General features: G+C 51.1%; 34 protein-coding genes. 19 read left to right on the top strand and 15 right to left on the bottom strand.

The features are described 5' to 3' along the window. Positions 1-2 precede the first annotated feature (2 nt). The 10 genes from IB226_RS01265 to IB226_RS01220 all read right to left on the bottom strand — a co-directional run bounded on the left by IB226_RS01265 (position 3) and on the right by IB226_RS01220 (position 4,932). Complete coding sequence (locus IB226_RS01265; RefSeq protein ID WP_192233150.1) at positions 3-452, bottom strand: DUF1367 family protein; 450 nt, start codon at positions 450-452, stop codon at positions 3-5. A gap of 153 nt (positions 453-605) precedes the next feature. Beyond that, positions 606-977, bottom strand: a complete 372-nt coding sequence (locus IB226_RS01260) for a DUF3850 domain-containing protein (protein WP_225608137.1) — start codon at positions 975-977, stop codon at positions 606-608. Further along, positions 943-1,338, bottom strand: a complete 396-nt coding sequence (locus IB226_RS01255; protein ID WP_192233148.1) for a hypothetical protein — start codon at positions 1,336-1,338, stop codon at positions 943-945. The genes IB226_RS01260 and IB226_RS01255 overlap by 35 nt, the downstream gene beginning before the upstream one ends. Then, a complete protein-coding gene (locus tag IB226_RS01250; RefSeq protein ID WP_192233146.1) occupies positions 1,319-1,534 on the bottom strand; it encodes a hypothetical protein in 216 nt (71 codons plus the stop codon). The genes IB226_RS01255 and IB226_RS01250 overlap by 20 nt, the downstream gene beginning before the upstream one ends. After that, positions 1,531-1,743, bottom strand: coding sequence for a hypothetical protein (locus IB226_RS01245; RefSeq protein ID WP_192233144.1), 213 nt, complete (start codon positions 1,741-1,743; stop codon positions 1,531-1,533). Before IB226_RS01245 ends, IB226_RS01250 begins: the two co-directional genes overlap by 4 nt. Next, on the bottom strand, positions 1,740-1,934 hold the full coding sequence (locus IB226_RS01240) for a hypothetical protein (RefSeq protein ID WP_192233142.1): 195 nt from the start codon (positions 1,932-1,934) through the stop codon (positions 1,740-1,742). Before IB226_RS01240 ends, IB226_RS01245 begins: the two co-directional genes overlap by 4 nt. Then, complete coding sequence (locus IB226_RS01235) at positions 1,931-3,319, bottom strand: replicative DNA helicase (RefSeq protein ID WP_192234476.1); 1,389 nt, start codon at positions 3,317-3,319, stop codon at positions 1,931-1,933. Before IB226_RS01235 ends, IB226_RS01240 begins: the two co-directional genes overlap by 4 nt. After that, positions 3,319-4,179, bottom strand: a complete 861-nt coding sequence (locus tag IB226_RS01230) for a replication protein (RefSeq protein ID WP_192234474.1) — start codon at positions 4,177-4,179, stop codon at positions 3,319-3,321. Before IB226_RS01230 ends, IB226_RS01235 begins: the two co-directional genes overlap by 1 nt. A gap of 134 nt (positions 4,180-4,313) precedes the next feature. After that, positions 4,314-4,595, bottom strand: coding sequence for a CII family transcriptional regulator (locus tag IB226_RS01225; protein ID WP_049852105.1), 282 nt, complete (start codon positions 4,593-4,595; stop codon positions 4,314-4,316). 121 nt (positions 4,596-4,716) lie between these two features. Then, a complete protein-coding gene (locus IB226_RS01220; RefSeq protein ID WP_192233140.1) occupies positions 4,717-4,932 on the bottom strand; it encodes a helix-turn-helix domain-containing protein in 216 nt (71 codons plus the stop codon). 103 nt (positions 4,933-5,035) lie between these two features. On the opposite strand from IB226_RS01220, the gene IB226_RS01215 reads away from it, so the two are divergent. From IB226_RS01215 to IB226_RS01195, 5 genes are all read left to right on the top strand, one after another. Beyond that, positions 5,036-5,674 (top strand): LexA family transcriptional regulator, encoded by a 639-nt coding sequence (locus IB226_RS01215; RefSeq protein ID WP_192233138.1) that lies wholly within the window; start codon positions 5,036-5,038, stop codon positions 5,672-5,674. Between the two features lie 343 nt (positions 5,675-6,017). Then, positions 6,018-6,323, top strand: coding sequence for an antitermination protein N (locus tag IB226_RS23190; RefSeq protein ID WP_225608135.1), 306 nt, complete (start codon positions 6,018-6,020; stop codon positions 6,321-6,323). A gap of 2 nt (positions 6,324-6,325) precedes the next feature. After that, complete coding sequence (locus IB226_RS01205) at positions 6,326-6,556, top strand: hypothetical protein (protein WP_192233136.1); 231 nt, start codon at positions 6,326-6,328, stop codon at positions 6,554-6,556. Between the two features lie 68 nt (positions 6,557-6,624). Next, positions 6,625-7,113, top strand: a complete 489-nt coding sequence (locus IB226_RS01200; protein WP_192233134.1) for a hypothetical protein — start codon at positions 6,625-6,627, stop codon at positions 7,111-7,113. 125 nt (positions 7,114-7,238) lie between these two features. Then, a complete protein-coding gene (locus tag IB226_RS01195) occupies positions 7,239-7,517 on the top strand; it encodes a hypothetical protein (protein ID WP_192233132.1) in 279 nt (92 codons plus the stop codon). A gap of 13 nt (positions 7,518-7,530) precedes the next feature. Here IB226_RS01195 and IB226_RS01190 read toward each other — a convergent pair whose 3' ends face one another. Continuing rightward, a complete protein-coding gene (locus tag IB226_RS01190) occupies positions 7,531-7,656 on the bottom strand; it encodes a DUF2256 domain-containing protein (protein ID WP_072930066.1) in 126 nt (41 codons plus the stop codon). A 143-nt stretch (positions 7,657-7,799) separates the two neighbouring features. Between IB226_RS01190 and IB226_RS01185 the strand changes: the two genes are divergently transcribed. The 12 genes from IB226_RS01185 to IB226_RS01130 all read left to right on the top strand — a co-directional run bounded on the left by IB226_RS01185 (position 7,800) and on the right by IB226_RS01130 (position 13,124). Continuing rightward, complete coding sequence (locus IB226_RS01185; RefSeq protein ID WP_370579072.1) at positions 7,800-8,006, top strand: protease FtsH-inhibitory lysogeny factor CIII; 207 nt, start codon at positions 7,800-7,802, stop codon at positions 8,004-8,006. Positions 8,007-8,279: 273 nt separating this feature from the next. Then, the gene (locus tag IB226_RS01180) at positions 8,280-8,432 is read left to right on the top strand and encodes a hypothetical protein (protein WP_192233130.1); all 153 of its coding nucleotides are present in this window, start codon (positions 8,280-8,282) and stop codon (positions 8,430-8,432) included. Beyond that, positions 8,425-9,039, top strand: a complete 615-nt coding sequence (locus IB226_RS01175; RefSeq protein WP_192233128.1) for an ERF family protein — start codon at positions 8,425-8,427, stop codon at positions 9,037-9,039. Before IB226_RS01180 ends, IB226_RS01175 begins: the two co-directional genes overlap by 8 nt. Before the next feature lie 50 nt (positions 9,040-9,089). Continuing rightward, positions 9,090-9,434 (top strand): single-stranded DNA-binding protein, encoded by a 345-nt coding sequence (locus tag IB226_RS01170; protein WP_225608134.1) that lies wholly within the window; start codon positions 9,090-9,092, stop codon positions 9,432-9,434. Between the two features lie 26 nt (positions 9,435-9,460). Then, entirely contained in the window at positions 9,461-9,784 is a 324-nt protein-coding gene (locus tag IB226_RS01165) for a hypothetical protein (protein ID WP_192233127.1), read from the top strand. Positions 9,785-10,054: 270 nt separating this feature from the next. Next, positions 10,055-10,624 carry a hypothetical protein gene (locus IB226_RS01160; RefSeq protein WP_192233125.1) on the top strand — a complete coding sequence of 190 codons (570 nt, stop codon included), beginning with the start codon at positions 10,055-10,057 and terminating at the stop codon, positions 10,622-10,624. A 206-nt stretch (positions 10,625-10,830) separates the two neighbouring features. Beyond that, on the top strand, positions 10,831-11,016 hold the full coding sequence (locus IB226_RS01155) for a hypothetical protein (protein ID WP_192233123.1): 186 nt from the start codon (positions 10,831-10,833) through the stop codon (positions 11,014-11,016). 113 nt (positions 11,017-11,129) lie between these two features. Then, positions 11,130-11,402, top strand: a complete 273-nt coding sequence (locus tag IB226_RS01150) for a DUF5405 family protein (protein WP_192233121.1) — start codon at positions 11,130-11,132, stop codon at positions 11,400-11,402. Beyond that, positions 11,395-11,601, top strand: coding sequence for a hypothetical protein (locus IB226_RS01145; protein WP_192233119.1), 207 nt, complete (start codon positions 11,395-11,397; stop codon positions 11,599-11,601). Before IB226_RS01150 ends, IB226_RS01145 begins: the two co-directional genes overlap by 8 nt. Continuing rightward, positions 11,598-11,930 (top strand): hypothetical protein, encoded by a 333-nt coding sequence (locus tag IB226_RS01140; RefSeq protein ID WP_192233117.1) that lies wholly within the window; start codon positions 11,598-11,600, stop codon positions 11,928-11,930. Before IB226_RS01145 ends, IB226_RS01140 begins: the two co-directional genes overlap by 4 nt. A 72-nt stretch (positions 11,931-12,002) precedes the next feature. Further along, positions 12,003-12,752 (top strand): DNA cytosine methyltransferase, encoded by a 750-nt coding sequence (locus IB226_RS01135; RefSeq protein WP_192233115.1) that lies wholly within the window; start codon positions 12,003-12,005, stop codon positions 12,750-12,752. Positions 12,753-12,929: 177 nt separating this feature from the next. Then, positions 12,930-13,124: an AlpA family transcriptional regulator gene (locus IB226_RS01130; protein WP_064739444.1), complete on the top strand. Its 195-nt coding sequence runs from the start codon at positions 12,930-12,932 to the stop codon at positions 13,122-13,124. A 108-nt stretch (positions 13,125-13,232) separates the two neighbouring features. Here IB226_RS01130 and IB226_RS01125 read toward each other — a convergent pair whose 3' ends face one another. The 3 genes from IB226_RS01125 to IB226_RS01115 all read right to left on the bottom strand — a co-directional run bounded on the left by IB226_RS01125 (position 13,233) and on the right by IB226_RS01115 (position 14,734). After that, on the bottom strand, positions 13,233-13,421 hold the full coding sequence (locus IB226_RS01125) for a hypothetical protein (RefSeq protein WP_192233113.1): 189 nt from the start codon (positions 13,419-13,421) through the stop codon (positions 13,233-13,235). A gap of 25 nt (positions 13,422-13,446) precedes the next feature. Further along, entirely contained in the window at positions 13,447-13,680 is a 234-nt protein-coding gene (locus IB226_RS01120; protein WP_225608133.1) for a hypothetical protein, read from the bottom strand. 184 nt (positions 13,681-13,864) lie between these two features. Continuing rightward, positions 13,865-14,734, bottom strand: a complete 870-nt coding sequence (locus tag IB226_RS01115) for an AraC family transcriptional regulator (RefSeq protein WP_101763606.1) — start codon at positions 14,732-14,734, stop codon at positions 13,865-13,867. A 180-nt stretch (positions 14,735-14,914) separates the two neighbouring features. Between IB226_RS01115 and IB226_RS01110 the strand changes: the two genes are divergently transcribed. Next, positions 14,915-15,814 carry a DMT family transporter gene (locus IB226_RS01110; protein WP_192233111.1) on the top strand — a complete coding sequence of 300 codons (900 nt, stop codon included), beginning with the start codon at positions 14,915-14,917 and terminating at the stop codon, positions 15,812-15,814. A 38-nt stretch (positions 15,815-15,852) separates the two neighbouring features. Here the strand turns inward: IB226_RS01110 and IB226_RS01105 are convergent, their stop codons facing one another. Beyond that, complete coding sequence (locus tag IB226_RS01105; protein WP_008101313.1) at positions 15,853-16,092, bottom strand: hypothetical protein; 240 nt, start codon at positions 16,090-16,092, stop codon at positions 15,853-15,855. A 269-nt stretch (positions 16,093-16,361) separates the two neighbouring features. Here IB226_RS01105 and IB226_RS01100 point away from each other — a divergent pair, with 269 nt between their 5' ends. Then, positions 16,362-17,579, top strand: coding sequence for an MFS transporter (locus IB226_RS01100; protein ID WP_192233109.1), 1,218 nt, complete (start codon positions 16,362-16,364; stop codon positions 17,577-17,579). The last annotated feature ends 119 nt before the right edge of the window (positions 17,580-17,698 follow it).

The raw sequence follows: 17,698 nt of genomic DNA, 5'->3' as shown, positions 1-17,698 counted from the left end.
CCTCAGAAGTAGGAATAGAGTTGGTTGATGATGTTCTGGTCTTTAGTGCCGGCGAATAGGTGTTTGATGGCGGCATTAATCAGGGATGAATAGCAGCGCTCAAACTCTTCCTGCTCCATGTTGCTGTAAGCCAGACTCTTTGCTTCTGCCCTCACCTCGCCGCGGATGTTTGTCACCATGTCGTAATGGCCTGCCAGAATGGTCAGGTCTTTGCGGAACCGGTTGAACTGCGTGGTTTCATCGGCATGCTCAAGCCCTGCCCGTTCAGCAGCCCAGTGCTGAAAGCAGAAATTGAAGAATGCGAAGGTCTTACGATGGAAAGCGGGGTTGCGGGTTAGCTTGATTTCGGCGGTGTACTGCTCGCCATTTTTGAAGCGGGTAAGGCGTTGTATGTCACTATCAAGCGCTGGGGTGAATATCCCCCCGGCCGATTTGATCAGCTCGATTTGCATGGCGTTCCTCGATAGCTTTCTCCAGGCATGATGCAATGCTGTCGACCAGTTGCTGTTGCTCTGGCGTCAGTTTCGTGTCGTTGAGTTTGTCGTTTGCTTCGTAGGCTTGGCGGAGTGGGTCAGGACGGAGTGGGATTACGTTGCTCATCTGGTTCACCACATTAAGTCATCGTGCGCCGGCTCCGAATCGTCCATGCTCAGTAGCACATAGCCAGGTAGGTAAGCAGAGACATCCGCAACATGTGAAATCTTTCGGATAGCAAATCTGCCAGTGAATTTGTGTCCGTCCCACTCGCAAAGATTGAGTGTGTCGCCCTGCTGGTAGTTTCGGTCGTTGTTTCGAAGCTCTGCCCGCTTGATGCCTGCATCAACTGGAACAAAGTGCTCTGGAAGAATTTTTAAGTGATGCTCCACTTTGGTTTCCCCCTCTCCACTTTCACGGCAATCATCGCCGCTGGTTTGATGGTTGGTGAACTGAGCGGTCAAATTATTAGTCATAATCTGCGTCCCAAAATGCTTCGTCATCACCGCGATCCTCATCATTTTCAATCTGCCGGTAGGTGTCCGTTGTGGGCTGCTCTTGCTCACCAAAATAGACCGGGCAAATCGTACCGCCAATTTCAGTCGCTAGCCGACGAGCGAGGTGAATTGAGCCGCAGTGTGAATGCTCTTTATCGTCATACTCATTCGGATCGGGGTTTGGGTGGTACACGATGTAGTAAGCTGGAACGCTCAACACTTGCTGCTGCTCCAGTACTGGCAGTGCAATCTCAAGGGCTTGCAGGTACTTCTCCTCTTTCAGGCTCAGGCCAACTTTCGGATCGGACTGGAATGATTTGAGGTGGACGATATCTCGGCGGGCTACTTCAGCGGTTAGTTTGTTCATCGGTTGATTCCTTGTAAAAGACGTCAGGTGCAAGTTCGCTCAGGTCAACGCCAAGCCATTCGCACGCCCGCTTCATTTCATCCTCTGGAATTACTCGCTGGCCATTACTCAGCACCACAACCTTGATCGTCAGGTCGGGGGCTATGGCCAGGTAATTTTCCGCTACTACCGTTAGTGCTTGTTCGTTGTCGCTCAAAATCCACCACCCTTAGTTTTGCTCTTGCCGCCTTTGTCGTAACGGGAATCGCGCCCATCGACTTGATATTTTCTTTCCTGACCGGCGCGGATTCGACACGCATCGCAGTTTTGCGAGTAAGTGAAATGCCATGCGCAACCGCCAAAATCCTCCTCCATCATGCGCTTAATCAGCTCAGCGCGAGGCAGTCCGTGAATTACCTGTGTCATGATGCAGCCCTTTTACCGGAGAAAAGCTTGCCGGATGCAAACAGCAGTGCGAGGTGAACGTGCGATGCAGCGCTACGCATGTGCAGCTCTTCAAGATTTTCGAGATCGATGATTACCGGACCGCGATGATTGGGGTGATCGGCAACGTAATACGATGCGATTACGTGTGAGTCTTCATAGGTTAAATTCATACGTCAGCCCCTTTGTTGTAGCGGCGTGATTGCTGTTGAGGTTGCTCAGGCTTGGCGCGGCACAATCTGGCGGCTTCTTCCTGATCGGTTGGCTGGAAATGTCCGTTGTTGAATGCCTGATAGACCGTACCGAGTTGACCGAAGCGGTTTTTGGTGACGATGATTTCTGCCAGCTTCGCGGCGGGTGAATCTTCGTCGTAAACGGCTTCGCGGTAGAGCATGATGATGCTGTCGGCGTCCTGCTCAATACTGCCTGAGTCGCGCAGGTCGGCATTCGTCGGGCGGCGCTGACCTTTCGGGCGCTTCTCAACGTCACGCGATAGCTGGCTCAGTGACATAACGGGGGTTTTCAGGTCTTTCGCCATACGCTTCAGGCTTCCAGAGATAAGCGCGATAGCGAGGTCGTTGCGGTCTGCCTTTGGCTTATCAATCAGCCCAAGGTAGTCGACAAGGATGAGAGACAGCGCCGGATGGTTGCGCTTGTGGCGTTCTGCAATGGCCCGGATTTGCTCAACGTTCATCTTGCTGGCATCGACAATCCACACATCCAGATCCAGAAGTCGCTTCATGCCCAGCGTAACTTTCGCCCAGCCTTCGTCGTCCATCTTCGCCGGGTTACGTAGCGCCGATACGGGAAGGTTTCCCGCGCCTGCCAGCTGGCGTTCGATAATCTGGTTAGCGTCCATCTCCATGCTGAAAATCAGCACGCCGCGATTATCTTTGCTGCCGGGCAATTGCTGCCGACCAACTCCTTCCGCCACCGTCAGAGCGAATTCCGTCTTACCCATGCCCGGACGTGCCGCGACGATCACCAGGTCGACTGGGTTTATGCCGCCAGTAATCTGATCAAGCTCTGGAATGCCGGTTTTCAGCGTGTCGGATTCTTCACCCTGTCGAACGCGCTTCTCCAGCAGCTCCTGATACCCGTCGAGAACGTCACGGATGTGCATCGGCCTGATTTCATCACCGGGGCGGTCAATGTCGGTCAGTGATGCCATGAACTGGTTGATGGCGTTAAGCGCTAACTCATGATTGCCGGCCGAAGATATCTCGCGTTTGCCAGCGTCCATCAGCTCGGTAAACCGGCGCACCTTGTGATAGTCAGACACAACACGTGCATATCCTTTCAGGTTTGCTGCTGACGGGCATTTGCGCGTGGTTTCCATGATGTGAGCGACGTAGTCATTACCCATGGCTTCAGCAACCATCATGCCGTCAATCAGGCCTCGCTGTTTCGCCTGGCGCTTAATCTCGCAAAATGCGCGGCGGTACAGCTCAACGCTGAATGCGCTGTCGTCCAGCGTGGCGATCACGTCACTCGCATCAGGCGTATATCCGCCAATCAGCAAGCCGCCGATCACACTGGCTTCGATATCGGTGTTAATCATGCTGGCTCCTTGTGGTCTGCAAACTTGCCTTCCCTGACGCCTGTCAGCGTTGCATCCCTGAGCAGGTAATCGAGATCTGCTGACCAGCCAGTGTCATTGGCGCCGAAATAAAACGGCTTGGCCTGACAGACAAACGCCCGGACGTATGACCGGAATCCGGCGACGTTAGGCGTTTTCAGTTGGGGTATTAATTTCTTGATGCGACGTTTGCGGGCTTCGTTTGCAGCGACGGCATGTGGCAGCCGATCACCAACTTCCTCGTTGTAAGCTACCAGGTATGAGTCGTAATCGATGCGCTCTGCCTTTCGCTTTTCAGGTGAAACCTGATCGCCATCCCGGCCCCCTTTGGGGGTATGGGGGTAGTTATTATTTAATTCTTGTTCTAGTAACTTCTTGTTCTGTTCACCGGTTGGTTCTTCGGATGGTTCATCGGGTATGGCACTCAAAGCCGCGCCAGCACTGGGTTTGTTGTTATCGGATGGTCTTTCGCGAGGTTCATCGGGTGAAATGGCCTGATATTCGGCATAATTCGTGATGCTGATCACCGTTCCGAAGCGCGTTCCTTTGGTGGTGATCATCCCTTCTCTGGCGAAGAAATTAATCATCCGGGTCACCGCCTGCGGACTCTTCTCATGACCGTCCTGATCACGCAATTTGCGCCCCATAATCGCCGCTGTGGTCACCAGTTCGCCGGGTTGTAGATTCCACTCTTTGCCGGAAAACTCTACTGTGCGTGGTCTGTAGGAAGCCTCACCGATAAGCCGAATCCACATTGCCAGCTTGGCAGTATCTTTGGCCCAATCCTTGGACAGAAGACTCCTGAACAGTGCAAAGTGCCCCTGCTTTTGGTTTTCCATCCTTGCGCTCCTGAGCTTGCGAGCTGCGTTGAAGTCTAAAAGTTCAGCAGTTACCATAACTGCCCCCTTTACTGTTTACATATCCAGTTAGTCCTGGCATTATTACCTCCAGTGATTGGTGTCACTAATGTGGTTTAAGCCTCAAACGTTCCCGCGTTTGGGGCTTTTTCTTTGGCGCTTATCGCCTCAATCGTTTCCTGCACTAACCGGCCCATTGGGCTAACTTCCCAAGCCATGCGAGCCGTACAAATCACAGCTGCAATAAAGCGCCAGTCAGCGCGGCTAATCTTCGTCTCATGGCACCCAACGCCTTTAGCGAACTCTCGCCCGGTCATTTGAGACACAGCCAGTAGAAGATCAGTTTGAGTGCGGTTAATCTCGCTCTCTGTTGGTTTGCTGTAGTTTGCTGATTCCATTGCGTAATATTCCTTTGTTGAATAAGTAATTGCGTGACATTGCGGACTGCAGTCACGTCATTGAATCGTTTGTTTGATTACTGCCCTTTTTCAGGGCGGGGATGTTTAAGAGCGGAACTGCTTAAGCTGCGGTCTTTCTTGGTGGGAACAAAACATCTAGGTTTGTTTTGCCACCCAATTTGTTCAGCGCTTTAACCAGGCTGCGGCATGACTCTAAATCTGGTGCTCGAATTCCTGTTTCGTAATTAGCCAGGCGGGACTGATTCCAGCCGCACGCTGTCGCCAGCACAGATTGAGTGATGCCAAGCTTTTTCCGTTCGTTGGCAATGTTGTTCATACTCGTTCCTTAAAAGTGGTCACTCAACGCACATTAAACACAATTTGTGATTCGATATCAACACAAATCGTGTAAAGCCTTTTAACACGGACTGTGATACAAAATGCGCATGAACAGAATCGAATCCATTTCATCCAGAATTAAGCGCTTGCGCGAAGAACGTGGTCTTTCTCAGAAGGCTCTGGCGGAGCTTTGTGGATGGGGCTCGCAATCTCGCATCGGAAATTATGAATCAGGGACCAGAAGCGTTAGCGTAGAAGACGCAGAGGTGATCGCTAAGGCGTTGGGCGTGTCTGCGCCTGAGCTTCTGTTTGGCGATGCTTATAAGGGACAATATAAGCCTGGTAAAAAATATCCGCTGATCAGCTGGGTCAGCGCCGGTGCATGGAGCGAAGCTATGGAACCCTATTCTCTACAAGAGATTGATGAGTGGTATGAAACTGACGAGCCGGTTTTTGGCAGTGGTTTTTGGCTGCGTGTGCAAGGCGACTCAATGACTGCTCCAGCCGGGATAAGTATTCCCGAAGGTATGCTTGTGCTATTCGATACTGGCAAGGAGCCAGTAAATGGCAGCCTTGTGATCGCAAAAATCACAGAAGCAAATGAAGCGACATTCAAAAAGCTGGTCATTGATGGCGGGCAGAAGTATCTCAAAGGCCTCAACCCCGCCTACCCAGCGGTTCCAATCAATGGTAATTGCCGCATTATAGGCGTTGCAGTTCAATCTCTTATGAAGCTTTAAACCTCAAGCACACTACATCAAACCCGCTTCGGCGGGTTTTTTTGTGCCCTCAAAAAATATTTTCCATTTCAAATCAATTACATCACACGACGTGATGAAATAAATCACAATTTGTGTTGACTGATAAAACACAATTTGTGATTATTCATCTCGCAGCAGGACGCTGAAGCAACAACGGGACAAGAGATGCAGTCCCTGCTCCTTAACAGATAGCGCTGAAAAAGCGCAAACATTCAAAGCAGCAAGCTTTGGGTTGTGGTGGGTAGCTACTTCGTGCAGGTCTCAGCTATAGCTGGTCCACGATGCCAACACAACACCAAAGCTAACTGACAGGAGAATGACCATGAATGCACAAGAAAAACGCCGTGCAGCTCGTGCTGAGAAGCAATCGGCATGGAAGCAAGCCAACCCCCTGTTGGTTGGCGTGAAAGCATCACCAGCGTGCCGCCCTATCCTCACGCTGAACCGCAAGCCGGCAGATCGCGTAGTGAAGGCAGTCGACACCGAGACGGAGTATCACAAGCAGATTCTGGCGGGTGCGGCGAAGTACATCGGCGGTGAGATTGAATCAGGAATGTGTCTGACAGACGTTGCAATTTACGCAGCTGGCTATCGGAAATCTAAAGACAACGTGACGGCGAGAGGTTGAGCATGATTGAGCAGCTTAATTTTTATATGACGCAGGCATCGCCAGAGCTTCTTGAAAGTCGGCGTGAATATATCGAGCGGGTCATTGTAGTAAAGCTTAAGCGCGGAATTGAAGATCAGAAATCGTGGTCGCCTGAGTTTGCAAGCGAACCGGATTCTCAGGAGCTAATCGTTGCATATAAAGGAGGACTCAAGTTCTTCACAGAGAAAGGATTCAACAGCGAGGCTGCCTAGCGCGGCATTTTTTTACGCCACCTGTTCACTAAACAGCGTGGACGCAGCAGAACTGATAAGAGGTGAGTATGACACTTACAGAATTGACGCAGCATTTGGGCGCAGCAAAGCAACGGAAGGCGGCGATTCAGGACGTTTACGAGATGGATATCAAGAATGTAGATGCTGAGATTCTTCGCCTCACTCAGCGTATGAACATTGCTAACGCTGGCCTTGATGAAGAGATGGTGAAGCGCGGCATGGTAGTTATTAGTTTTGGTGACGTGAAAGGTATACCTGAACGGATGAGTTGTGTACGTGATGCATTGGATGATCTAGCAGGTAACGCAACGTCGCTGAAGCACGAGTATTTCGGCACCAAGAATTATGCACACTGGAGCGACCAGCGCTGTGATTGCGCCTACGGATATGGGCCTTCGCACGGTTCGATAGTTTTTCACGTTGGGCTGAACCACGATTATCGGGGGAAGGATTTAACCCCTGACGACATTGAATGTGCGATTTACTGCCTGCTCAATATCGACAAGATAAACGAGCAAATGAAACAGCCAGCATAACCCGCCCCCGAGCGGGTTTCTTTTTACCTACACAAAGGCCAAAACCATGAGCACACAAGATTGCATTATCTGCTGGGTAGTGACTGTGTTGCTGATAGGGTTGGCGATGATAGCGAGGATTTGAGATGAGCAATTTCACTAAAGGCCCATGGGTGGCTGATAAAACCTCACGGGCAATCGGTCCGGTTAGCAAGGATGACGACCAGTCAAATGGAATGGTGATTCCGATTGCATGGGTAGAGTTTGACCCAGAAGTAGAGATTCAGGCGGCAAACGCCAATCTGATAGCTGCGGCGCCAGAAATGCTTAGGGCTCTGCAATTTATTCAGCCATGGGTGCCAACGCAGGATGCAGAGGCTACGCATTTAGTTGAGCAGGCGATTGCCAGGGCGCTAGGCCAGTAACCACCGACAACGCTCACTGCCTCCGGCATCGCTCCGAGCACTTACGCACTTCATCCCAGCACTTCTCCCACTTTTTACGCCATGTGAAAGGCCGTCCACACACGGTGCATATTTTGGTTGGGAGTTCACTTTTCTTCATAACGCACCTCATCTGGAAAGTGATGCAGAGGGATTATTTTAGCTGATACAGCAGCGCAATGCCTTCACTGAGGGCATTTCGGTGCTAGTCACCAACGCTTAAGAGTCGAGCCCTTGAGCAACAAATAGAACGTTAGACACCTTATGGGCTGCGCAATGCGGCCCTTCTTTTTTCCAACACCAACCAACCTAAATTTTCAGGAACCCATGATGAACTACGCCATCGTGGGTGGACCCGTCGTGGGTTTCACCCAGCACAACGAATCGCAACTTGACCGTCTTGTTCGCCGCCTCCGCTCTGGATGGCGCTCTCTTATCGACACACTGAATCAGCCAGGGAACCCGCTATGAGAACACGTCATTTCAGAAAGGCTCAGGAGCTTTCTCGTGAAGCTGTCCTGTATAGCAGCCCTGCCAAGTGGGCGGTGGCGATGAATCTTTTGCGGAGAGCTATCAAATGAAATTCCCTCAGTCACGTATCGCGCTTATCTCATGGCACCGCCATTACCTTTTGCTGGCTAAAGAGAGCCGCAGCACCGGTGATCGTGAGTCGGCAGCGCACTTACAGATGATGGCAGCCACAACGCGCCGTCACATTGTCACCCTTCACACTAAGGCGGCGGCATGAGCGACGACTATGCAGCGTTTATTGAATTCATGCAGGGTGCGCTGGGCGACCTGTCCGACCCTATGACATACGAGCAAGCCGCAAAGGATGCGATTGCCGATCACCGCACGGAACGCCAGTTTGAAATGATGGGAGGATGCCATGAGTAAAGAGTTCTATGCGCGGCTCGCGACAATTCAGCACACGCTGAACGCGCCAAAGGGCCAATACAACAACTTCGGCAAGTATCACTATCGCAGCTGCGAAGACATTCTTGAGGGCGTTAAGCCGCTTCTTGATGGCTTATTCCTATCGATATCTGACGAGATTGTGCTGATTGGCGATCGTTATTACGTAAAGTCGACTGCAACGATTACTGATGGCGAAACAAGCCACAGCGCGACTGCAATGGCGCGAGAGGCGCTTGATAAGAAAGGGATGGATGAGGCACAGATCACCGGCGCTACCAGCTCTTATGCCCGCAAATACTGCCTGAATGGCTTGTTCGGTATTGATGACTCCAAGGACGCCGATTCGAACGAGCATAAGCAGCAGCAAAACAACGCAAAACCTCAGCATCATCAGCAAAAAACTAAGCCTGCACCGGATGCCGCATTAGCCGCATTCACTGAAGCTGCGATGAAGAAAGCAACTCTGGAAGAGTTGAAGCAGGCGTTCGCCAAAGCATGGCAGATGCTTGATGGCACGCCGGAGCAGCAAAAAGCGAAAGATGTTTACGAAATCAGAAAATCCGAACTGGAAGGAGCAGCAGCATAATGCCAATCAATGTGATCACAATATCCGGCAACGTCGGCTAGGATGCCGTTTTGCGCGTCACCCCAAACGGCAAGCGCATCGCCACCTTCTCTCTGCCGGCCAAATCTGGCTTTGGCGACAAAGAGAAAACCTCCTGGCTGCAGTGCAAAATGTTCGGCGCGATGGCCGAGAAATTAACGCAGGGCATTACCAAGGGCGCGAAAGTTACGGTAAGCGGTGAGTTTGTTCTTGAGGAGTGGGATCGCGATGACGGCAGCAAAGCATCCATCCCCACCATTCTGATTCGTGACATCGACCTGCCACCGAAACAATCGGGAAACGGAGCGCCATCGAATCAGCCGCAATCTCGTGGGCAATCTACCGCACCTGAATACGACGATTCGATCCCCTTCTGATTTAACCCACCAATAAGGCCTCCATCATGAACCATTCACCGGTACAACCGGCGCATTTGTCACGCCTGGATGCAGCTGACGAAGAGATAAAGCGCCGCAAGCAGGAAGTGCTGGATGGCGTGATGGCGGCCTTGCAGGCGCAGGCTGCCGGCGCTGACCACCCTCGCCTGTTAACGCCTGAGCGAAAGGAATCGCTCTACATCAAAGAGATTGAGCGGCGTGAGCATTACGAAATGTCGAAGCGCCCGCCGCTGCCACAAATCATCGTGACGAAGAAAGTTGCGGATTACGAATGGCGCGACTTCACCAACACCATTCGCGGACGCTTTGGTGCAATCAGACAAGAGTAGCGGCACAGCGCCGCGCCAGATTAATCGACGCTTGCCTGTACCCGGTTGGCGAATGAGGAGAAAGAGGTGAGTAAAATAATCAAATAGAGCTGGGCAATTAAGAACATAAGGCCCAACGCCACATCTTCAATCCGTGAGTAGTACATGAGTTAATCGGGAGAGGAAGTTTTAAATCTTTTATATTGAGTGCAAAAAATTTCGCTAACCCCTAAACACATTAGCTCAACGATGTTAAATTAGATTATCTCATTAATCTCTTTGGGTCGTTTGATGGAAATCACTCAGTTTGAGCTAGTTCATCCCACGCTTTTCAATGCCTTAGCTCATCAGTTAAAATTTAGGTTTCCTGATCCATCGCTACTTATCGAAGTCCCTACCTCTCCCATTCTTGACGATCTCAGTCAGTTAAATGAGTTTGGTAAAATAAATTGGGTGCCGCGACTGGTTATTCCACCCTACTGCGAATACGACTATCATCACCCTGTAAGGTTTGTTGTTTACTATAGAACAAAGCTAGTTGGCTATGTTTTTGGTGGCTACAATGATGCTAAGCAATCTCTTGAAGTACACTATATGGAAAAAGTAAAGGATGCGCATGCCGATCTTTATAAGCAGTTTCTTCCCCTCACGATCGAAGTAATGTCAGCTTACGCATGTTTCCTCAAACAACAGGGCCTACTTGTAGATAGAATTGCTTTAGTAAACCCTGTAAGTAATCGCCAAAGTTACTATCTTGATAGCGGATTTGAGCTTCATGGCAACTATGACGGGTACTGCCATGCAATGGTATTGAGTGCGAGTTTGGAAACAGGAAGTTTTGACTACAAGACAGCTATTTAAAGCTTTGGCTCAGGCTCAGGCTTTTGAGAAACGGCTGAAATCTACTAAAAAAATCGGGTTGCAACTTGTTATTTAATGGTCTCTCGATTACATTTACGTCAACCGTTCCTGTTTGCACATGTAAACAATTTTCAAATGAAGCCGATACCTAGTATTGATAGGCTACTAAAATTATACTGAACGGTTTTCCCCAGTGAGGAGTCGATATGAAAACAACTGAGCAGATGATGGCTGAAGCTGAGAAGCTTGTGGCTACACTGTTTGCTAACGGCGGATCTCCGATGACTAAGTTCGGAACCAGCTGGGAGCAGCTCGAGCAACTCGAACTCCGGGATGATCAAATCACATCTATCATTCCGTGCGAAGTTCACCGACAAGTTGCATATGGTTGAATAAGCTTAGAAATAGAGTGATTAGGCCGCTATAAGCGGCCTTTTTTATAAATGAAAATTTAAGAACCTCGCCACGGCGGGGTTTTTTATTGCCTGTAATCTGGAGAAATACCATGCAAATCGATATCGGCGACAAATACGTCCTGACCGCTGACCAGTATCAGTACATCGTTCAGGAGAAGAAGACGGTCAAGGAAGGCAAGAACGCTGGCAGCGAATATCTCTCGCTCGTCGGCTACTACCCAAAACTCAGCCAGGCGATTACGGGCCTGATTCATCTGGATGTGCAGCTGTCAGATGTGCAGTCACTGCAGGCAATGGAACAGCACATTAACCGCGTAGCATTGCAGTGTAAGCAGGCATTTAAGGAGGCGGAAAATGTGTGATATCGCAGATGAAGCGGCAGAGCTTGAGCTGCAGATGATTGAGGTAGCGCTTGCCAATAGAGAGCGCCCGACCATGACATTCACCGGCGCCTGTCACTACTGCGAAGAGAAAGTGGATAAGGTCTTCTTCTGCTGCCCTGAATGCAAAGATGATTATGAGCGCATTGAGCGTGCGGCTAATCATCGGAGGGCGGCATGAGTATTGAGTGGAATGGAGAAGGATTGCCGCCGCTGGGGTGCGTATGTGAGATTGCACCACCAATACATGATGCGGGAACAAAAGTGCGCGTGCTATGCCATGACGAGAACGCGGCTGTATGTCGCATTCTAGAAGGTGATCGACTGCATTCGCTTTGCCAATTAGAAGTGGCGGAGATTCGCCCTGTTCGAACCGAAGCAACGCGCAAGCGTGAGGAGACGATAGCAGACCTTCAGAATGCTTTAGGTCACGCGCACGGACTATTCGACCTTGTACTTCTCTATAAAGCGCTAACGTCAGGCAGCATTCGTCACATCACACCGAAGTAATCCCCCACCCCATTAACCTTTATCGCGCTCTGCGTGAGGAGTTGTTATGCCTGAAGTAAACAGTGAGGTGTCATGAATGAGTTGGCTTTATTCGCTGGCGCTGGCGGAGGAATACTCGGCGGGCACATCCTTGGATGGAGAACAGTTTGCGCCGTTGAGCGTGATGCCTACGCCGCACAGGTTCTGGCGCAACGACAAAATGATCGAATTCTCCGACCTTTCCCGATTTGGTCTGACGTGTGCAGTTTTGACGGCAAGCCATGGCGAGGAATTGCTGACGTCGTATCTGGCGGATTTCCCTGCCAAGACATCAGCTCTGCCGGAAAAGGTGCTGGAATCGAAGGAGGCAGATCAGGACTTTGGAAGCAAATGGCAAGAATCATCGGTGAGGTTCGACCACGATTCATACTGCTGGAAAACTCACCTCTGCTTGTGGGAAGAGGACTTGCCATGGTCCTCGGTGACATTGCCACGATGGGGTTTGATGCTGAATGGTGTTGTGTATCAGCATCAGAGTGCGGAGCGCCCCATAACCGCGACCGAATCTGGCTTGTTGCCTACCCCAAGGGCAAGCATGGGAAGCCATGGGATAGCCTGGTGCAGAGCGAGAACGGGAGAGCATCGGCACAATCTGGAGGATTATCTTGGCTGGCAGCATCTGGAGGCTGGCGGAGAGGAGATTCCTGGCCTGAACATCTGCCCAAGCTACGCCGAGTGGCTGATGATGTGGCCTTTGGGGTGGACAGAATTAAAGCCCTTGGAAATGGGCAGGTTCCACGAGTGGCAGCAACTGCATTCTCGATATTGAAGCCATCAGCATGACCACCACCTGCGAAGACATCACCCCGGCTGAGGTCATCATCGATTTCAGCCTTCTCGCTGCAGTAATCATCGCTTTTATCCTCGGCAAACCACCTAAAGAGTGAGTGTGGCTACATGGTCACATTTGCTCTGATTGTTTGGGGTTGTTGCTATATACCGACATTGGAGAATTCAATTATGGAATTGCGCGAAGACACGCTCGTTGACCTGAAATTTATCATGGCCGATACTGGTTTCGGCAAGACCTACATTTATGACCGTGTAAAAGACGGCACCCTCTGCAAGCCTATTAAAATCAGCGGACGTTCTCGCTGGAAATATCGCGATCACCTGGAGTTCAAAAACAAGCTCATTTCCGGCTGCGGCGGGTAAAATGCTGGGTAAAGAATTCTTCCAATCTGAAAAAACCTATATGATGCAACTTTTTAGGCGGTGGATTAGACGTCTGCAGGGGACACCAGATTTTCATCGTTCTCCCGCTTAAAACAGCCATCTTGCCAGAGCAAGTGTCAGTCTAGCGGTGCTCATTATTCCCGCCACAATCCATTTCGTTTGTTGATTTATCGCCTGATGAAGATCGCTTTTAGTGGCGTAGTTCGATTTGATCACCGCGATATCCGTTTTCATTTCATGAATATCCGCTTCCAGCTTTGATACGCGCTTTTCCATGTTCACTCCTTGATTAGTTATTCACTCAAAACAACCAGCGAGCCAGTGCCAGCGTCATACCTGCGGTACTCAGCATCCCCGCGACTATCCATTTTGTCTGCTTACTTAACTCCTGATGAATTCTCCCAATATCCTGATGCACTTTGCCGATCTCCTGATAAAGATCGCTCTTGGTGACGTAATTCGACTTGATCACCGCGATATCCATTTTCATTTCATGAATATCCGCTTCCAGCTTTGACACGCGCTTTTCCATCATTATGGCTTCTCGTAACTTGTTATTTTAATCAATGGGATAGATTAAATTTCCTGCAAAGCATCCTACTCCAAAATCCATAGAAAAAATGCCTCACTGAGTTTGAGAATGCCTAATTGAGAGATGTGTTCAGAAAAAAAAAGGGGTTCTTGCAGCCGATTACAACGTTTTAAAAGTGAGATCGTAATCAGACGTGATCTTGGCGCCATGCCGATGGCGTCACGCCATGCAGCTGACGGAAGCGGTTACTGAAGTGACTCGAGGAGTGAAAACCGCAGCGCAATGCGATTTCTGTTAGCGTTAAACGGCTGAATTTCAGCAGCTGCAGCGCAGCATCCATACGGCGACGCATCACATATTGATGCGGGGCCTCGCCAACGCTGCTGCGGAACATGCGGGCAAAATGGTATTCGCTCAGCGCCGCTTCAGCTGCCAGTTGCGCCAGCGTTAATGGCTGATCGAGCTGCGCATCAATATACGCCATGACTCGCCGCAACACGGCGGGCGCCAGTCCGCCACGCACCTGCGGCGCTTGCCATTGCACATCGCTGTAGCGTTGCAGCAGATGCGTCATCAGCAACGTTGATGCGCTGCTGAGCATCAATTGATTCGCCGGCTGTTGCCAGTCGGTGCTCAGCAAGAAGTGGCGATAAAGTTGGGTGATGCGATCGTCCGCCGCGAAGATCTTTTCATGCAGATTGAGCTGCGACGGACTCCGATCCCAAATCTGCTCGCCCAAATGCCGCAGATGTTCGTCGGTGCAATAGAGATGCACAAACGACAAATCGGCGCGAATATCCCACACCGATTCTACCCCGCTGGGCATCAGGCAAAAGCGATCCGGGCCGCCGCCGTTGCGCCAGCCGTTTTGGGTTTTATGCCAGGTTTCATAGCCGTCTGCGGTATACAGGCTCAGCGTATGATGATCGCTAAGATTGGTGACGCGATCGCCGCTGTTAAACCAGGCCGCCAGCTTAATGCCGCTCGACAACTGCACACTGTCGCGCAGCTGCGCTTTGTGGCGCTGCAGCATGTTGAAGGTCTGGTAATCGGCCATGGTTCATATCACTCGAAGTTCATGAGCGCCCAGTGTACGGATCTCCGCAGACAGAAAATAGGTCACAGCCGGACACAGAAGTAAAAAGCGCAAGATTTTGCAATTGCCGCGCAAAAACGTGCAAGCCGCAGGTTGCTTTTCACGCCACACTGCGGGCCAGATTATGTCGGAGAGTGCGCTATGAATGTAATGTTATACCTTGCCGTGGTGATGATTTGGGGAACCACCTGGATTGCCATTTTCCTGCAGCAGGAAGCGGGCGATACGCCCGTTTTGGTGGCGGTATTTTGGCGTTTCTTACTGGCATCACTGGTGATGCTGGTGATCCTCAAACTGCTGCGTCGGCTGCGAACGCTGGATAAGCGCGATCATCTGCTTTGTCTGCTGCAGGGCTGCTGCGTGTTTGGCTTCAACTTTGTCTGCTTCTATCATGCTGCCGCGTGGATCAGCAGCGGACTTGAGTCGGTGATATTCTCGATGGCCGTGCTGTATAACGCGCTTAACGGCTGGATCTTCTTCCGTCAGCGCCCATCGTTTCGCCTGTTGCCAGCGGCGGTGCTTGGCCTGGGCGGTATTGTCGCACTGTTCTGGAATGATATTCAGGCGGCGCATCCGGCTCCACAGTTGCTGTGGGGCGTGGGCCTCAGCGCGCTTGGCACGCTGGGCTTCTCCTTCGGCAATATGATTTCGCTGCGCCATCAACGCCGTCAGCGTGATGTGTTGACCACCAATAGCTACGCGATGCTGTATGGCGCTTTGGTGATGGCCGCACTGGCATTAATTAACGGCGATTCGCTGGCGCCAGCGCTGAATATGCAGTGGTTAGGCGCGATGAGCTACCTGGCAATATTTGGTTCGGTCGTGGGATTTGGGGCCTACTTCACGCTGGTGGGCCGTATTGGTGCCAGTCAGGCCGCTTACAGTACTTTGCTGTTCCCGCTGGTGGCGCTAACGCTCTCCACGCTTTACGAAGGTTATCACTGGCACAGTAATGCGATTGTCGGATTGGTGATGATTCTGGCGGGGAACATGGTGATGTTTGTACGCTGGCCGACGATGGGCCGATTACGGACTGCATAAATAACGAGAGCGGGCATTGCGCCCGCTCTTTTGTTCCTCTAGCGCCAGCCCTGAACGCCGATATTGAGCTGGTGAGGTTTAGTTATGGCTTTTCTGGCAATCCAGTAAAGCAGGACGCGTTCATCATCTTTGTCGCGGTCGGCCATTGCCAGTAATTTCAACGACAACGTGGATTTATTCACTGGTTGATGCTCATCGCTTAACTCGATCACCGCCTGACCGATAATGCAGCAAACCTCATCCTCATTTGACGCGGATTCATATGTTCGGTCTTTCATATTTCCTCCTTTTGAATGAATTCTAAGCCTGGCAAACATCCACAACTTTGCAGGCGATATGGCGCGATCGATACAAACACTTACAGATGGTTACCCGTAGCAACCGCTAGGGCTTAAATGACATCACTTACTGTCATCACAATGCCATTCATACCCGCTTTACTGCATTTCGTTCCACCATCCGGTTCATTCACGCCTCTGCATCCCCCGCACGCGCGAGAGCAATTTATTATCTCCACAGATTCCGCTTTCTCGAGTGAGAGATAAAAATGACAACAGCAACCCCCGCGAATGACCAACGTACCCGCATGCTCACCCTTATCGGCACTATTATCACCCAGTTCGCTTTGGGCTCGGTTTATACCTGGAGCCTGTTTAACGGCCCGCTGGCAAATAAGCTGAATGCGCCGATCAGTGAAGTGGCTTTCTCGTTCGGTTTACTCAGTCTTGGCCTGGCGATTGCGTCATCGCTTGCCGGGAAATTGCAGGAGCGCTTTGGCGTGCGCAACGTCACCATCGGTGCGGGCATGCTGATGGCGGTAGGTTTCTGGCTGACCGCGCATGCCGATAATCTGATGATGCTCTACCTCAGCGCGGGGATTCTAGTGGGATTGGCCGATGGCGCCGGTTATCTGATGACGCTCTCTAACTGCGTGAAGTGGTTCCCGGAGCGCAAAGGGCTCATTTCCGCCTGCTCGATTGGTGCGTATGGTTTGGGTAGCCTCGGCTTTAAATTCATCTGCGGCGCACTGCTGAGCGCACAAGGTCTGGAGAATACCTTCATGATCTGGGGCGTGCTGGCGATGAGCATGATCATTGTCGGCGCGTTGCTGATGCGTGACGCACCGATGCAGAAGAACAGAAGTAATACGCAGCTGGAAGCCAAAGATTACACGCTGGCGCAATCGGTGCGTTTACCGCAGTACTGGATGCTGGCGCTGATGTTCCTCACTGCCTGCATGAGCGGCCTGTACGTGATTGGCGTGGCGAAAGATATCGGTGAAGGCATGGTGCATCTGAGCGCGCAAACCGCCGCCAATGCGGTCACGGTGATTGCAATTGCCAACCTCAGCGGCCGTCTGATTCTTGGCGTGCTCTCGGATAAAATGGCGCGCATCCGCGTGATTACGCTGGCGCAAATCGTCTCGCTGGTGGGCATGAGCATTTTGCTATTCACCCATATGAGTGAATCGACCTTCTTCCTCTCCTTAGCTTGCGTGGCCTTCAGCTTCGGCGGCACCATTACCGTGTTCCCATCGCTGGTCAGCGATTTCTTTGGCCTGAACAACCTGACCAAAAACTATGGTCTGATTTACCTGGGCTTCGGTATCGGCAGCGTGCTGGGTTCGCTGGTGGCTTCTGCCTTTGGCGGCTTCACCGTCACCTTCAGCCTGATTATGACCTTGCTGGTGATTTCGCTGGTGTTGTCGCTGAGCATCCGTCTGCCAAATCGCCAAAACGTGGCAGAACCTTTACTGCATAATTAAGTTCGCTGGGATGCCGCATTAATACGCGGCATCCAATTTCTCCACAATTATTCCACAATAAAACGTTAATTGAGAACCACTATTATTAAGCCTTGCCTTTCGGAGTAATCTCGTTATTA

It is taken from the genome of Pantoea sp. PNT03, from assembly GCF_014852515.1.
In the GTDB taxonomy this organism is placed as follows: Bacteria; Pseudomonadota; Gammaproteobacteria; order Enterobacterales; family Enterobacteriaceae; genus Pantoea; species Pantoea leporis.
Note: the sequence above shows the minus strand (reverse complement) of the source record. Positions and strands in the feature narration are given on the sequence as shown.

Excerpts from the sequence above, each read along its gene's own strand:
- IB226_RS01265 (WP_192233150.1), bottom strand. The coding sequence starts at position 452 with ATGCAAATCGAGCTGATCAAATCGGCCGGGGGGATATTCACCCCAGCG.
- IB226_RS01260 (WP_225608137.1), bottom strand. The coding sequence starts at position 977 with ATGACGAAGCATTTTGGGACGCAGATTATGACTAATAATTTGACCGCT.
- IB226_RS01255 (WP_192233148.1), bottom strand. The coding sequence starts at position 1,338 with ATGAACAAACTAACCGCTGAAGTAGCCCGCCGAGATATCGTCCACCTC.
- IB226_RS01245 (WP_192233144.1), bottom strand. The coding sequence starts at position 1,743 with ATGACACAGGTAATTCACGGACTGCCTCGCGCTGAGCTGATTAAGCGC.
- IB226_RS01240 (WP_192233142.1), bottom strand. The coding sequence starts at position 1,934 with ATGAATTTAACCTATGAAGACTCACACGTAATCGCATCGTATTACGTT.
- IB226_RS01230 (WP_192234474.1), bottom strand. The coding sequence starts at position 4,179 with ATGGAAAACCAAAAGCAGGGGCACTTTGCACTGTTCAGGAGTCTTCTG.
- IB226_RS01225 (WP_049852105.1), bottom strand. The coding sequence starts at position 4,595 with ATGGAATCAGCAAACTACAGCAAACCAACAGAGAGCGAGATTAACCGC.
- IB226_RS01220 (WP_192233140.1), bottom strand. The coding sequence starts at position 4,932 with ATGAACAACATTGCCAACGAACGGAAAAAGCTTGGCATCACTCAATCT.
- IB226_RS01215 (WP_192233138.1), top strand. The coding sequence starts at position 5,036 with ATGCGCATGAACAGAATCGAATCCATTTCATCCAGAATTAAGCGCTTG.
- IB226_RS23190 (WP_225608135.1), top strand. The coding sequence starts at position 6,018 with ATGAATGCACAAGAAAAACGCCGTGCAGCTCGTGCTGAGAAGCAATCG.
- IB226_RS01205 (WP_192233136.1), top strand. The coding sequence starts at position 6,326 with ATGATTGAGCAGCTTAATTTTTATATGACGCAGGCATCGCCAGAGCTT.
- IB226_RS01200 (WP_192233134.1), top strand. The coding sequence starts at position 6,625 with ATGACACTTACAGAATTGACGCAGCATTTGGGCGCAGCAAAGCAACGG.
- IB226_RS01195 (WP_192233132.1), top strand. The coding sequence starts at position 7,239 with ATGAGCAATTTCACTAAAGGCCCATGGGTGGCTGATAAAACCTCACGG.
- IB226_RS01190 (WP_072930066.1), bottom strand. The coding sequence starts at position 7,656 with ATGAAGAAAAGTGAACTCCCAACCAAAATATGCACCGTGTGTGGACGG.
- IB226_RS01185 (WP_370579072.1), top strand. The coding sequence starts at position 7,800 with ATGGGCTGCGCAATGCGGCCCTTCTTTTTTCCAACACCAACCAACCTA.
- IB226_RS01180 (WP_192233130.1), top strand. The coding sequence starts at position 8,280 with ATGAGCGACGACTATGCAGCGTTTATTGAATTCATGCAGGGTGCGCTG.
- IB226_RS01175 (WP_192233128.1), top strand. The coding sequence starts at position 8,425 with ATGAGTAAAGAGTTCTATGCGCGGCTCGCGACAATTCAGCACACGCTG.
- IB226_RS01165 (WP_192233127.1), top strand. The coding sequence starts at position 9,461 with ATGAACCATTCACCGGTACAACCGGCGCATTTGTCACGCCTGGATGCA.
- IB226_RS01160 (WP_192233125.1), top strand. The coding sequence starts at position 10,055 with ATGGAAATCACTCAGTTTGAGCTAGTTCATCCCACGCTTTTCAATGCC.
- IB226_RS01155 (WP_192233123.1), top strand. The coding sequence starts at position 10,831 with ATGAAAACAACTGAGCAGATGATGGCTGAAGCTGAGAAGCTTGTGGCT.
- IB226_RS01150 (WP_192233121.1), top strand. The coding sequence starts at position 11,130 with ATGCAAATCGATATCGGCGACAAATACGTCCTGACCGCTGACCAGTAT.
- IB226_RS01145 (WP_192233119.1), top strand. The coding sequence starts at position 11,395 with ATGTGTGATATCGCAGATGAAGCGGCAGAGCTTGAGCTGCAGATGATT.
- IB226_RS01140 (WP_192233117.1), top strand. The coding sequence starts at position 11,598 with ATGAGTATTGAGTGGAATGGAGAAGGATTGCCGCCGCTGGGGTGCGTA.
- IB226_RS01135 (WP_192233115.1), top strand. The coding sequence starts at position 12,003 with ATGAATGAGTTGGCTTTATTCGCTGGCGCTGGCGGAGGAATACTCGGC.
- IB226_RS01130 (WP_064739444.1), top strand. The coding sequence starts at position 12,930 with ATGGAATTGCGCGAAGACACGCTCGTTGACCTGAAATTTATCATGGCC.
- IB226_RS01125 (WP_192233113.1), bottom strand. The coding sequence starts at position 13,421 with ATGGAAAAGCGCGTATCAAAGCTGGAAGCGGATATTCATGAAATGAAA.
- IB226_RS01120 (WP_225608133.1), bottom strand. The coding sequence starts at position 13,680 with ATGATGGAAAAGCGCGTGTCAAAGCTGGAAGCGGATATTCATGAAATG.
- IB226_RS01115 (WP_101763606.1), bottom strand. The coding sequence starts at position 14,734 with ATGGCCGATTACCAGACCTTCAACATGCTGCAGCGCCACAAAGCGCAG.
- IB226_RS01110 (WP_192233111.1), top strand. The coding sequence starts at position 14,915 with ATGAATGTAATGTTATACCTTGCCGTGGTGATGATTTGGGGAACCACC.
- IB226_RS01105 (WP_008101313.1), bottom strand. The coding sequence starts at position 16,092 with ATGAAAGACCGAACATATGAATCCGCGTCAAATGAGGATGAGGTTTGC.
- IB226_RS01100 (WP_192233109.1), top strand. The coding sequence starts at position 16,362 with ATGACAACAGCAACCCCCGCGAATGACCAACGTACCCGCATGCTCACC.